This is a genomic window from Rhizobium sp. PRIMUS64 (assembly GCF_023006465.1).
GTDB lineage: Bacteria > Pseudomonadota > Alphaproteobacteria > Rhizobiales > Rhizobiaceae > Rhizobium > Rhizobium leguminosarum.
Genome location: NZ_JALBGX010000162.1, coordinates 1 through 13,650, shown reverse-complemented (window position 1 = coordinate 13,650; position 13,650 = coordinate 1). Strand labels below are relative to the sequence as shown.

The following is a 13,650-nucleotide window of genomic DNA, read 5'->3' as shown; positions in this document are numbered from 1 at the left end:
AGCCTGCTCAACGATGCCAGCGGCCTGGTTCTCTTCCGCTTTGCCGTTGCCGCTGCCGCAACGGGCGCCTTCAGCGCGGGGGAGGCGGCCGGCAGCTTCCTCGTGCTGGCGCTCGGCGGCGCCGTCGTCGGCATCGTTGTGGGAACGGCATGGTACAAACTTGTCCGGCGTCTCGGCGACGAATATCTCATCATCGCAGCCTCGGTGCTGCTCGGCTGGATTGCCTATCTGCTCGGCGAGCAGCTGCATGTTTCCGGCGTCATCGCCACGGTTACCGCCGGCCTGATCATGAGCTGGCACCAGCACACCGTGCTTTCAGCCGCAATGCGCATGCGCGGCATCTCGTTCTGGACGGTGATGATCTTCCTGATGGAAGCGGCGGTGTTCATCCTGATCGGGCTGTCGCTCCGGGATGTCGTCGAACGCGGCGGCGGCTTTGCCACCGTGATCGCGACCATGGGATTGCCGATGCTGGCGATCCTCGTGGCGCTCGTTCTCGCGCGTTTTGCCTGGGTCTTCGCCGCCGATTTCGTCATCAGGTTATGCACTGCCCTGGGGTTCACACGCGCCGCGCCGCTCGGCGTCGGCGGCGCCACCGTTCTCAGCTGGGCGGGCGTGCGCGGCGTGGTGACGCTTGCTTTGGCGCTGAGCTTGCCGGAAGGATTTCCCGGCCGCGACTTCATCCTCGTGACGGCCTTCGCCGTCATTCTCGGAACTGTGCTCATACAGGGCACGACATTGGGGCGGGTGATCGCCTGGGCGCGGCTGGTGGAACCGGAGTCGGAAAGAGCGCGCCTGACGATGAGCCAGGCCGAAGCCGCCATGGCGCAGGCGCAGTTCGGGATCGTCCAGAGCCTGGCATATGATGCGGAGGGGAAACTCATCCATCCGCAATTGCTGGAGCGCTACCAGCGCCGGGCTACGTCGATCGTCGACTATGCCGAGAGAACCGAGCACTACATACCGGTGCTGCATGCGCACTTCGACGTCGTTCTCGAAGCAGTTGCCACGGGACGCCGGGAACTCATCCGCCTCCACCGCGCCGGCGAGATCGATGATGAGACGTTGCGCGAGCTGGAACGGGATCTCGATCTCGAGGAATTGAGCGCGATCTCGGCCAAAGCCTGATGTTCAGCGCCTCGCGCTTTCGCCATCATCGTCAACGCATTGCGATACCGGGGCTGATACCGGCGCGATCCTTATGTCGCCGAGCGGCGTCCTGACCTAAATGGCGATCTGTTCGCCGAGTTCGACGACGCGATTGGACGGCAAGTTGAAATAGTCGGAAGGATCAATCGCCAAGCCTTCCAGCGCCATGAATATGCGCTCCTGCCAGGCGGGCAGCCCGGTGTTCGGCGTCCTGACGAGGTTCCGGCGGCCGAGATAGAAGGAAGTCCTCATGATCTCGAACTTGAAGCCGCCCTCCCGGCAAAGAGCCAATGCCCTGGTGACATCTGGGTCGTCCATGAAGCCGAAGGTGATGTCGAGGCGCACGAAACGCGGCGAGAGTTGGCTGATCTTGATGCGGCGGCTGTCGGGGACATAAGGTTCGTCCTCGGTCCACACGGTCAGGATGACGTTCTGTTCGTGGAGCACGTGGTTGTGCTTGAGATTGTGGAGCAGCACGTTCGGCGTCCGGTCCGGAACGCTGGTCAGGAACACTGCCGTTCCCGGAACGGTGACCGGCGAATGGTCCGACTTTCGCTCGATCGACCTGATGAAGGAATCGAGCGGGATCTCGTTGTTGGCTCGCAGCCTCTTCAGATAGGCCTGGCCTCGGGTCCATGTCCACATCAGGATCATGATTGCCAGCGCAAGGGCGACTGGAACCCAGCCGCCATCGTAGATCTTCAGCAGATTGGCCGCCAGGAACATGACTTCGATGGTGAAGAGCGGCAGCAGCCAGGCGGCGGCGAGCACGAGGGAGTAGCCCCAGACGACCCGAAGGAACTGGAAGACCAGCATGGTCGAGATGACCATGGTTCCAGTCACGGAGATGCCATAGGCGGTCGCCAGCGACTCGGAGTCGCCGAAGGAAAAGATCAGCATCAGCACGCCGACCAGCAGGAGAAGATTGACGGCCGGCACGTAGATCTGGCCGGTGTTGGTCTCCGACGTGAACTTGATCCTGAGCCTCGGCAGGAAGCCGAGGTGAACCGCCGAGCGGGACAGCGAAAATGCGCCTGTTATCACCGCCTGGCTGGCGATGATCGTCGCCATCGTCGCCAGAAGAACCATCGGCGGCAAGGCCCAGTCGGGATACATCAGAAAGAACGGGTTGCCGGCCGTTTCGGGATGGGCGAGAACCAGCGCGCCTTGCCCGAGGTAGTTCAGCAACAATGCGGGAAAGACGAGCACGAACCATGCCATCTGGATCGGGCGGCGTCCGAAATGCCCGAGATCGGCATAGAGCGCCTCGGCACCTGTTACCGTCAGAAAAACGGCGCCGAGCACGATGAGGCCGACGCTGCCGGCATGGGTGAGGAACAGGAATGCATTGGCCGGATTGAGCGCGGCCAGAATCCTCCAGTCGTCGCCGATATGGATGAGGCCGCCGGCCGCCATGGCCAGAAACCACAACACCGTGATCGGTCCGAAAAGCCTGGAGACGGCGGCTGTTCCCCTCGACTGGACGGCAAAGAGGACGACCATGATCGCTGCCGACGCAAGCGGGACGTATTCGGCAAAGGCGGGTGTGATCAATTTCAGGCCCTCGAGCGCCGACATCACCGACAGGGCCGGCGTGATCATCGCATCGCCGATGAAGAGGGCAGCGCCGATCAGGCCGGCGAAGAAGAGCACCGGCACGTTACGTCCCATCTTCTTCATCAGGAGGGCAAGGAGCGAAAGCGCGCCGCCTTCGCCGTCATTGTCCGCCCTGAGAAGGAAGAGCACATATTTGAAGGTCACGATGATCGTCAGCGTCCAGACCATCAGCGAAATCAGACCGATGACCTCGGTCTCATGCACGCCATCGGCGGCAAAGGGCCTCAACGCCTCGCGAAAGGCATAGAGCGGGCTAGTGCCGATATCGCCATAGACGACGCCGACCGCGCCGATGACCAGTCCGACAAAGCCCTTCCGGCCGACGCCATCCCCCGTCTTATCCATATGCGTCGACGTCATGGTTCCCCGCTCATGCCACTTGCCTATGAGAACAAACATATGCCGCATTGCAGAACGGCAAGCAAATTGATGCGGGTGCGAGTATTTTTGTGGTGGGCGGATGCGGGGATGGGAGCGTTGCGATCCGTTCAATGTCGTCAGTTCGCATCCCCTTGCGATTGCGCTGTCGCATGGTAAAAAGGATGCATGACCTGCGCCCTGAACCTTTCGAGCTTCTATTACACGCTGCTCCCATAGAGCGGCGCAAGGTCATATTCCTGACACTCGAGACGCCGCACGGTCGGCGGCACGTGTGTCAACAGTAGGTCTCCGGCCTGATCGGCCCAAATGGAGACCCTCGTGATACTATCCTCTCAGCCCGCCGGACCTAGATCCGACTTTCTTCGCACTTTGAGCGAGCGCGGCTTCCTGCATCAATGCACCGACTTGGAAGCACTCGACAGCTGGCTTTGTTCAGGAGCCGGCACAGCCTATAACGGCTTCGATCTCACCGCCGACAGCCTTCATGTCGGGCATCTCATTCCGATCATGATGCTGCGGTGGTTCCAGAAGACCGGCAACAAACCCATTGCGTTGCTCGGCGGTGCGACAAGCCGCCTGGGCGATCCGAGCTTCCGCGACACGTCGCGTCCCTTTCTCAGCGAAGAGCAGATCACGAAAAACCTGATCGGCATCCGGCGTGTCTTCGAGCGGTTCCTCGCTTTCGGGGACGGTCCGACAGATGCTGTCATGGTCAACAATGCCGACTGGTTGGGCGGGCTCAACTATCTCGATTTCCTGCGCGATATCGGGCCGCATTTTTCAGTCAACCGGATGCTTACATCGGAGAGTGTGCGCCAACGGTTGGAACGGGAGCAATCGCTGACATTACTGGAATTCAACTACATGGTCATGCAGGCCTACGACTTTCATGTCCTCGCAGAAAGCCGCGGCTGCCTGCTTCAACTTGGTGGCTCCGACCAGTGGGGCAATATCGTCAGCGGCGTCGAATTTGGACGGCGGATTGGCGGACGCGCCCTGTTTGGATTGACTGCCCCGCTGCTGACGACGTCGTCGGGCGCGAAGATGGGCAAGAGCGTTTCGGGGGCGGTTTGGCTAAACGCAGGCCGGTTGTCGCCCTATGAGTTCTGGCAATTCTGGAGAAACACCGGGGATGCGGATGTGGGTCGTTTTCTCAGGCTGTTCACCGAGTTACCCTTAGGTGAAATTGCACGCCTCGATGTGCTTCGGGATTCCGAGATCAACGAAGCGAAAAAGATCCTTGCCGACCAAATCACCAGCCTCTGCCACGGGGCAGATGCGGCAGCGCAAGCTTCCGAAACCTCCCGGCGCGCCTTCGAGGCGGGCGAGGTGCCGGCCGGTCTCCCGACGGTTAGGCTGCCGGATAGCCTTCGCGGCAATTTTCCGCTTGTCGACGCCATGGTTGTTGCCGGGCTCGCCAAGTCGAAAAGCGAAGCACGGCGGTTGATCGTCGGCGGCGGGGTTCGGGTGAACGGTGGCGGTGTAAACGACGAGGCAATGCGGCTTTGCGACTCCGACATCCAGGACGGCGTGATCCGGCTATCAGTCGGCAAGAAGCGACACGTCCTCCTTCAGTCGGTTTAGTGTGGTGTCTTCAACTCGGGGAGCGGGCCAAGTCGACCACTTCGTCGCGCTCCCCATTGTTACAAGCTTGATGTGGCAAGCGGTCTTCATGCAACGAGAAAGAAATGTCCGGCAGCAGGACACCTGAGACGTGGGGCGTTCATTATTTCGGAGAACGCCCTCTTCACCCGGACGACCACGAACCGTCTGTTCAAACCGCTCCAGGCTGTTTCACCACTTCGTAGCGAGCCCGGCTCAGGCTGACCAGGCTCGCTATTGCTGCGCAGCCGCCCGCCGTGACGACCGCAAATTCGAGCGCGTTCGACAACGGCAATGTTGCGAAGATGATCGACATGCAGATTCCACCCAGGGTTTGGCCGAGAAGCCGCGCGGTGCCCTGCATGGCGCCGGCGGCGCCGCTTCTGGCTTTCGGTGCCGACAGAAGGAGAATTCGGTTGTTCGGCGTCTGGAACAGTCCGAAACCGAGGCCGGCGATCACAGTACCGACGAGAAACGCGATGCCTCTCGGGTCGGGCGGGGTGAATCCGACCATCAGGAGGCCTAGGGCGAGCAGCGCGCCGCCGATGGCGCAAAGCCATGCCGTCTTGACGCGGTTTGCCAAACGTCCCGAAATGGGCGCGATGATCGCGGTCGCGGCAGGCCAGGGCATCATGTACAGACCGGCCAAAACCGGCGTCATGTGCAACGTGTGTTGAAGGTAAAAGGGTAGCGCGATGTAGCTCAGCATCTGGCCGCAGAAGCACGATATCGAGGCGATGATCGCCACGCGGAATGCCGGTTCCGCCAGCAGGTCCGTGGGAACGATTGGTGCGTCACTGGTCCGTTCAAGGCGCAGCAGGACGAAAAGGCAGGCCAGCGAGGCGGCGATGAGGACGGCACCGCTTATCGGCGCGATCGCTATCCGGTCGGCGCCGCAGAAGAAAAGGATGAACATCAGCGTGTTGGCCAGCATCACTTTTGCGTTCAGCTTTCGCTTTGCACCCTGAATTTGCCCGAGCAGACCGCCGCCGAGCAGAACGATGGCGCCGAGTGGTATATTGACTGCAAACAGCCAAGGCCAGGTCGTGACGGAAAGGATGGCGCCGGCAATGCCGGGGCCGGCAGCGGAAGAAATGGCGATGACCATGGCGTTGATGCCGATGATCGGACCCAGCATGTGCTGCGGGACGGCCGAGCGCAGGTTCATCATGGCAAGCGCCATGATCGCGCCACCTCCCAAGCCCTGCGCGAAACGAGCAAGGATCAGTAAGGGAAGGTCGCCCGCGAAGGCGCAGGCTGCGGAAGCCGCGGTGAACAGCGCGACGCCGATCAGGAAGACCCGCCGCGCGCCGTAGATTTCACCCAGCGCACCACATGGAAGAATGGCAACAAGCACGGCCAGCTGATAGGCCGAGACGACCCATACGGTGTTACCCGCCTCCGCGTGCAGCGAGACCGCGATCGGGGGTAAGGCGACATTGGCAATGGCTCCGTCCAAAACGACAAGAACAAGCGTAAGGAGCAACATGGCAATAGCCAGGTACCGTCGAGGCGACGCCAGGCCGTCCTGAGAAATTGGTGCGGTGTAGGTGAGGGACATGAGAACTCCTCGATGTTTGTTGGACGGTCGACTACTTAGGCTTTGCTGATTGCCCGCGCCAGACGCAACAAAATCAATCGACCGTTGCGTAATGCGCCATGCCTGAATAGAATTGAGCCATGTCTGATCTCGATCTTAACCTCTTGGTGGCACTGGATGCGTTGCTGCGCGAGCAGAGCGTATCGGCCGCCGCCCGTCGGCTTGGCCTCAGCACGTCCGCCATGAGCCGGACGCTGTCACGGTTGAGGACCGCGCTGGGTGATCCGATTCTTGTGCCGGCCGGGCGCGGCATGGTTGCGACGCCTCATGCCCTGGCGATTGGTGCCGAGGTACATTTGTTGAAAGAAGCCGTGCAAGCCGTCCTTAGTCCGCCATCGACCGTGGAGATTCGGGAGGTGCGGCGCCACTTCACGATCCGTGCCAATGAAGCATTCGTGCTTCTCTACGCCGCGGGTCTGAGCGCCGCTGTGACGAACGCTGCGCCGGGGATAAGGCTTCGCTTTGCGCCGAGATCGGACAAGGACGTTCAGGCTTTGAGGGACGCGGCGATAGATTTGGACATCGGTGTCCTCCCGCGAGATAGCGGGGAGCTGCGTTGCCAAACTCTTTTCGAGGATCAGTATGTCGGTCTCGCAAGGGTAGGGCACCCGATCTTCGATGCTGATCGGATAACGGCCGAGCGCTATGCCGCCTGGGGTCACGTGCTCTTCTCGATGCAAGCGGATTTCGCCGGTCCGATCGACAGGGTGCTCGCCGAATTGGGCCATGTCCGTGATGTCAGACTGATCGTGCCAAGCTTTCCGGCGGTGATAGCAGTTGCGGCGGCATCCGATTTGGTCGGCTCGATTCCGAAATCATATTGCAAGTCCGCCGCGATAAGCCATATCAAAACCTTTGACCTGCCCGTGGCCGTGTCGGGTTTCAACATCGTGCAGGCGTGGCACCCCCGCATGGACGCAGATCCCGTGCATCGCTGGCTGAGGGCGCTGATTTTTGAGACGTTCCACTCGATGAATTGAGTGCGTGGCCCGTCAAATCAAGCGCTTCGTTCCCATTCCGCAGACGTGATCCGCGATCTTATGCAGTGCAGCCTCTCGTTGATGCAGGGAGCGAGAATTGCTGCTCGGCACCGCCGAATGGTGATCGCTGATGGCGCCAATAAGCGGACACCAGTCTTGAGCGGCTGCTGTGAAATTACCGGCGGCTGCATCATGCTGACACTGGCTGTCAGCAATGGTGGTCGATAATCCTGAGACCGCGGGTGTCCGAGCCAGTCGCCATTTCGTCGGAATGTCCGGCTATGCCGTCGGATCCCTGGGCTTCAATCCCGCCCCAATCGGAGCAGAGTCCCCGAGATGAAGCCGCACCACCGTATTTTCTTCATTCAGTTTGCCGTGGCCCTTTCCCTGGGGGCGTTTGTTTCGCGGCTGCCCGACCTTCAGCTTAAGTTCAGCCTTACGGAAGGGGAGCTTGGCCTGCTGCTCGCCGTCATGTCCTCCGGGGTTCTCTGCGGGTTGACGTTCTCGGTGAGGTTCATCGAGAGGCTCGGTGCGCGCACCACCGCTTTCGTCACCGTCTTCGGTGCGTCGTTGTTTTTCGCGCTGATCCCCTGGATGCCTTCAGCTCTTCTGGCGGTGCCATTGTTCTTCATTGCCGGCGTTTTCACCGGAGCATTCGAGATCAACGCCAATATCGAAACCGATCGCCATGAGGCGCTGCTTGGGTACCGCATCATGAGCCGGGCTCACGGTATGTGGAGCCTCGGCTTCTGCATCACCGCCCTTGTTGCCGCCGGCATGCGGCAGGCTGCCGTCTCCATCGAACTGCATACCTTCATCGTCCTCGTGACGGTCTTGATTGCCGGGTCGATCGTCTTCGCCGGGATCGAGAATGCGCCCCGGCGGCAGGACGCTCACTCCGGAGATACGCCGATCATCGCTTTTCCCACGATCGGACTGCTCCCCCTTTGCCTTGTCGCCGCAGCTCCGCTTCTTGCCGAAGGCGCAAGCGTCGATTGGTCGGCTATCTATATGCGGGACGTGTTCGCGGTCGAACCCTTCGTCGGCGGGCTCAGCGTGACCATTTTCTCCTCGTTCATCGCCATCGGGCGGCTCGGCATGGACCCTGTCATCGACCGCTTCAATCCGCGCCCTGTCGCAATCACTCTGCTTGGGATCGCGGCCATCGGTGTTGTCATGGTTGCGACGGCGACACACCCTGTTGTCGCGCTCGCAGGCTTTGGCCTGACAGGTATCGGCTGCTCTTCAGTTTATCCGCTTGCCATCTCGGCTGCGGCCCGACGCACCGATCTACCCGCACCCGTCAACGTTGCAGCGCTTGGGCAGACGACGTTCCTTGTGTTTTTCGCCGGGCCGCCACTGCTCGGTTTCGTTGCCGAACACTTCGGCATCCGCTTTTCGTACTGGGCGGTCGTCCCTGTTCTCGCCGCAGCATTGCTGGTCACCAGGGCACTTGCCGCTGATCCTGCCCCGGTCACAGGCCAACCCGAACCGGCGCAACCACGCGGTTGACACGCCACGCTGGCCTCCGCTCTCCTAAGCTCGTTCACGTCCGCACCGGAGGGGCAACCTCCGGCTTTCGCTGGTGAATTGGGCGAGGGCAATGTATTTCCCGTCACGTTTAAGTATTATGAGCAGCCATCGGAAATATAGCTCGTATAGGTGAGGAGCTAATTCCGCGCGCTGTCGTCAACTCTTGGCCAATGGTTTTGCTGCTCAAGCATTGCGGACACCGTCCATCTCGTCTGAATGGACCTGATTGGGATGGCGAAACTCCAGCCTTTCGGCCCCGAAAAACATATGTTTTGCGGGGTTTGTGATGGCCGTGTCCGGCCTCAAAGGGAGGCTCGCCGACGGAGTTCTGCGCCTCGCTTCGGACAAATTTCCGCCGCCAAAATGCCAGTATTAGTTGTTTCTAAATCACGCCATAATTCGCATCTACGTTGCCGCGCCTGTTTTATTCTTCGCCACATTTCGGAATTTCCAACATTATACAAACAATGGTGGGTAACTATGAAGGTTATTCTCGTCATCGTCCTCACGGTGCTTGCCGTGCCCTGTGAGGCGGACATGCTCGGCACGGCGTCCAAGTACAAGAGCATGCATGAACGCTCCATCTCATTCCTCAGCATCAATCCGCGCAGGGTGTCGTGGTGCGGGGCGTTTCTGGCCTTTGTCGCCAAGCGATCTTCGCGGGAACCGCCGCCCAACCCCAATATGGCGGCGTCTTGGAGAAAGTTCGGCAAGCCGGTGTTCTTCCGCGCCGCCAGGCGAGGGGATGTCGTGGTGATCCGCACCGGTCGACGCTTTCATGTCAGCCTGTTCGATCACATCGACCAGCGCCGGCAGTACGTCTACCTGTTTGGCGGCAATCAATCCAACCGGGTGCAGCTGTCGCGCTATCGCGCCAGCTCGGTGGTCGCCGTGCGACGATGATGTCGGGTGAGAACTCACCCTCCTTCCAAACCTAGATGGCGGCGGGAAAACAGGCCTTACGCCTTGCGCGCCCTGACGTGGAGGAAGATCGGTGCGATGCGGGTATCTGCGACCATTGGCTCGGCGAGAGCCACCTCGACTGACGCCATGGGCTCGCCGAAAGCTTCGATCATCAGTCCCGCTTCGACGATCATCGACACCCAGGTCGACAGCGTCCGGTGAAAGCGCGGGACGGCAAACGGCGTCAGCGTCGCCCGTTCGGCCTCGGGGATGGAGGAGAAGATCCAGCGATCGATCCGGCCGTCGCTCTCGTCGAAATAATCGGCGATCTCCACCGCGACGGGCTCGCCGGCCTGATTGCGGATATTGCGGCGTGTCGGCGGCACGAAACAGGGGTGCAGGATCGAAAACTGCAGGAAGCCGCCCGGCTTCAGGACCCGGTGGATGCCCTTCAGCACTCCGCGCTGGTCGGCCATGTCCATCATCGACATGAAGGCGGTGACGAAATCGAAGCTCGCCTCCGGGAAATCGATGCTCTGGCCGTCGCCGAGCACATAGTCGATGCCGAGCGGCGCTTCTGCCTCGCTCTCGCCGGCATAGCGAATGAAGGTCGGGGCGATGTCGAGCCCGGTCATGCGGGCGCCGAGGCGGGCGACGGCGCGGGTATTGGAGCCTTCGCCGCAGCCTAGGTCGAGCCCCGCTAAGCCGGTGACCGGCGGCAGCATGTCCAGAAAGGCCGGCGTGTTCAGCGCGTCGCGGTATTTGTCGTAGCCGGCGCGGCTGTAGATCGTCCAGGTCTCGGCATTGCTCTCCCAATGGGCGGCGACATCATTGGCGTTCATGGCTCTCCTCCTTGTGCGATCGGAACGGGCGGGGAGCTATAAGCGGTGCGTGTGGCAATGGGAAGACGGGCGGTCCACTGTAAGAGGTTCACGCCTATGGATCATGACCAAGTTCGCGTGCACTATCATGTGATCGAGAGGATAGGGGCTGCTGTGTCCGACGAAGTGATCATCCGCGAGCTGGTCGGCCTCGATCAGATGATGACAATTTCCCCTCTGTACAGCCAGGTTAGTCGCCTGAGTGAGGCCGTGGTTTGCCAACGACTTTCAGCCATGTTTGCACAGAGCAACTACCGCTGCATAGCAGCCTACATCGACGAACGGATGGTGGGTGCGTCGGGTTTGTGGACCGGCACTCAGTTGTGGTGCGGCAAATATGTCGAGGCGGACAACGTGGTGGTAGACAGCGCCCTGCGCAGTCAGGGCATCGGCGGCAAGATGATGGCGTGGATCGAAGCGGAGGCGGAGCGGACTGAATGCGCGGTGATCCGCATCGCCGTGGTGCTGGGCAGGGAGCGTACGCATCAGTTCTACGCGAGAAACGGCTACTTCGACGATGGCCTGTTGATGGTAAAAGCCCTAAGTCGCGGTGCGGCCGAGTTTCCGGAATATGTCTCTCAACAAGTTTGACCACCGGCCCCGCAGCTTGGCCGCAAGTGCCGCTACTGGCGCGAGGCGGGACGGACGGGAGAATTGCCCGCCTTGTGCGGGCGGCGTTTTACGGTCGCATGAACAGGCTTAGAGATGCCGGGGCACCTTTGCCTTCAGCAGCTGCACGAGCGCGGGATCCATGAAATCGTAATCGTCAGGAATATGAAGGCAGATCAACCGCGTGTCCTTGAGAGCTGACCGGTACTTGCTCTGGACTTTCGCACGGTGAGCCTTCTCCATCACAAAGACGATATCGGCCCATTCGACCAGCTCGTTCGATAACGGATTTTCGGCATCCTTATTCGTACCTGCCGAGGAGACTTCGATTTCAGGCCAGTTCGCGAAGACCTGTTCGGCCGTCGGGCTGCGAAGCTTGTTCTGACTACAGACGAACAGGACGTTTTTCACGCTTCGATCTCTCCCGGAGTGAACAAGGCTGGCGATAGCACAATTCCGTATCCGGGCGAACCAAAGGAGTTGATGCATCACCCTCGGCTGGCACTCTTGAACGCAGCGATGATGCTTTGTGCGGCGAGTTGCGCCTCATCTGACGTCGTCTGGAAATTGGTGACGGAGAGGCGCAGGACGTCGCGGCCGCGCCATTTGGCGCCGCCGGCGAAGATCATGCCGTCCGCCTGGATCTTTTCGATCGTCTTTCGCGTCAGCGCGTCGCCTTCTTCGGAGGGCAGGTCCGTTCCGAAGCGGATGACGAGCTGGTTCAGCACGACGTCGTTCAATATGCCGATGCCCGGTTGCCGCGACAGGAGATCGGCGATCAGCCGCGCTGAGGCGCAGCACTGATCGATGAGGGTGGTGATGCCGTCGCGGCCGAGATGTTTCAGCATCGCCCAGGTGGCAAAGCCGCGTGCCCTTCTCGAAAGCTCGGGCACGTAATGGGAGGGATCGCGTTCGCCTTGGCCGGCGAGCGGCAGATAGCTCGCGGCAATCGTCATGGCACGGCGATGAGCGAGTTCGTCGCGGACGATGGCATAGCCGCAATCATAGGGCGTCTGCAGCCATTTGTGGCCGTCGGTCGCCCAGCTGTCGGCCGCTTCGATGCCGCGGCTGAGGTGGCTGGTCTTCATAGATGCCTGCGCCCAGAGGCCAAAGGCACCATCGACATGCACCCAGGCGCCTTTTGCCTTCAACAGCGGGATGATGGCGGCGAAATCGTCGAAGGCGCCAGTATTGATCTGCCCCGCCTGGAGAATGGCGACGACGGGACCGGAGACCGTATCGAGCGTGCCCGCCAGCGCGGCCGGGTCTATCCGGCCTACCGGATCGGTGCGCACGCGCAGCACACGATCGTGGCCGAGGCCTAGGAATTGCAGCGCGGAGAATACCGTCGTGTGGGCATCGTCGCCAATCAGCACGGTAATCTCGGGGGCGCCGAACAGGCCGTTGGCATCGGCATCCCAGCCCACCTGGCGCAGCACCTCGCCGCGCGCGGCGGCAAGGCAGGTGAAGTTCGCCACCGTCGCACCCGTGACGAAACCGACCGAGCTTTCGGCCGGCAGCTGCAAGAGATCGAGAAGCCATCTCGCCGCGACGGTCTCGACGGCGGACGCGGCCGGGGCAACGGCATGGTTTCCGGCATTTTGGCCCCAGGCGCTGGTGAGGAAATCAGCCGCGACGCCGACCGGATGGGAGCCGCCGATGACCCAGCCGAAAAAGCGCGGCCCTGTGGTTGCATGCAGCCCGGGTTCGGCGCCGTCCGAGAGACGCCTGATGACATCAAGCATATCGGAACCGGCCGCCGGCAGCGGTTCGTCGAAACAGGCAAGCGAGGCTGCGTAGTCGTGGGTGGGCACGTGGCGGGCGGGCGTTGCCTGCCGGAATCCCGCAGCAAGGCGGGCGGCTTCCTGAAACAGAGATGCAATTGCCGTCATGCGGATCCCCCTGCCGCCATCGATCCTGGAGGGGCACACCCTCGAAAGCAGGCTGCCGGCACACGCAATCTAGCCGATATCGCCGGGGCTGTCTTTGCCGTGGGCGATCCCGGATATGGGCTCCGGGGCCTTCCTTGGGCTTGCTCAGACCTCAAGATAAATTGAGCATCGGGGATGCGCTTCCTAAATATCTACAATAACTACCTTATCCCGTTCTGTCCATTTTTGAAATTTCGTGGCTCTTGTTGAAAATGATTGCCTTTTTTTAAGTATCGTTCAATAATGAGGAAATATCATTTGCACCATTGTCAAGTTGGTGCTGCCAATTAGCGAGGGATGTGCACTGAAATATTTCCTTCTCTACGCGCTGACGTGCACGTTGGTCGGGATAGTTCTTCTCTTCATTATCCGTGAAGTTGTGCCATTCGCGATCGACAAGCCAACCGAGCAATCGGCGGCCGGACCAACCGGCGAGCCGGCGCCCGCGGCAACCGGCGAGCCTG

General features: G+C 60.9%; 11 protein-coding genes and 1 pseudogene. 7 read left to right on the top strand and 5 right to left on the bottom strand.

Annotated elements, in window-relative coordinates; genetic code table 11:
• Positions 1-1,128, top strand: a 1,128-nt coding sequence (locus tag MOV76_RS34545) for a sodium:proton antiporter (RefSeq protein WP_247266226.1), incomplete at its 5' end; no start/stop codon positions are given.
• 96 nt (positions 1,129-1,224) lie between these two features.
• Here the strand turns inward: MOV76_RS34545 and MOV76_RS34540 are convergent.
• Entirely contained in the window at positions 1,225-3,126 is a 1,902-nt protein-coding gene (locus tag MOV76_RS34540; protein ID WP_130652644.1) for a potassium transporter Kup, read from the bottom strand.
• Positions 3,127-3,465: 339 nt separating this feature from the next.
• Between MOV76_RS34540 and tyrS the strand changes: the two genes are divergently transcribed.
• Complete coding sequence (gene tyrS, locus MOV76_RS34535; RefSeq protein ID WP_193443688.1) at positions 3,466-4,731, top strand: tyrosine--tRNA ligase; 1,266 nt, start codon at positions 3,466-3,468, stop codon at positions 4,729-4,731.
• A gap of 190 nt (positions 4,732-4,921) precedes the next feature.
• Here tyrS and MOV76_RS34530 read toward each other — a convergent pair whose 3' ends face one another.
• Positions 4,922-6,238, bottom strand: coding sequence for an MFS transporter (locus tag MOV76_RS34530; protein ID WP_247266225.1), 1,317 nt, complete (start codon positions 6,236-6,238; stop codon positions 4,922-4,924).
• A gap of 191 nt (positions 6,239-6,429) precedes the next feature.
• Here MOV76_RS34530 and MOV76_RS34525 point away from each other — a divergent pair, with 191 nt between their 5' ends.
• From MOV76_RS34525 to MOV76_RS34515, 3 genes are all read left to right on the top strand, one after another.
• Entirely contained in the window at positions 6,430-7,329 is a 900-nt protein-coding gene (locus MOV76_RS34525; RefSeq protein WP_247266224.1) for a LysR family transcriptional regulator, read from the top strand.
• A 336-nt stretch (positions 7,330-7,665) separates the two neighbouring features.
• Positions 7,666-8,841: an MFS transporter gene (locus MOV76_RS34520; RefSeq protein WP_247266223.1), complete on the top strand. Its 1,176-nt coding sequence runs from the start codon at positions 7,666-7,668 to the stop codon at positions 8,839-8,841.
• A 501-nt stretch (positions 8,842-9,342) separates the two neighbouring features.
• A complete protein-coding gene (locus tag MOV76_RS34515) occupies positions 9,343-9,765 on the top strand; it encodes a TIGR02594 family protein (RefSeq protein ID WP_018242589.1) in 423 nt (140 codons plus the stop codon).
• Between the two features lie 56 nt (positions 9,766-9,821).
• Here the strand turns inward: MOV76_RS34515 and MOV76_RS34510 are convergent, their stop codons facing one another.
• Positions 9,822-10,607, bottom strand: coding sequence for a class I SAM-dependent methyltransferase (locus MOV76_RS34510; protein ID WP_247266222.1), 786 nt, complete (start codon positions 10,605-10,607; stop codon positions 9,822-9,824).
• A 96-nt stretch (positions 10,608-10,703) separates the two neighbouring features.
• Between MOV76_RS34510 and MOV76_RS34505 the strand changes: the two genes are divergently transcribed.
• Entirely contained in the window at positions 10,704-11,237 is a 534-nt protein-coding gene (locus MOV76_RS34505; protein ID WP_247266221.1) for a GNAT family N-acetyltransferase, read from the top strand.
• A gap of 108 nt (positions 11,238-11,345) precedes the next feature.
• Here the strand turns inward: MOV76_RS34505 and MOV76_RS34500 are convergent, their stop codons facing one another.
• Positions 11,346-11,666, bottom strand: coding sequence for a low molecular weight protein tyrosine phosphatase family protein (locus tag MOV76_RS34500; protein ID WP_247266220.1), 321 nt, complete (start codon positions 11,664-11,666; stop codon positions 11,346-11,348).
• Between the two features lie 77 nt (positions 11,667-11,743).
• Entirely contained in the window at positions 11,744-13,147 is a 1,404-nt protein-coding gene (locus MOV76_RS34495) for an aspartate aminotransferase family protein (protein ID WP_247266219.1), read from the bottom strand.
• 313 nt (positions 13,148-13,460) lie between these two features.
• On the opposite strand from MOV76_RS34495, the pseudogene MOV76_RS34490 reads away from it, so the two are divergent.
• Positions 13,461-13,650, top strand: a pseudogene (locus MOV76_RS34490) (hypothetical protein); the annotation flags it as partial.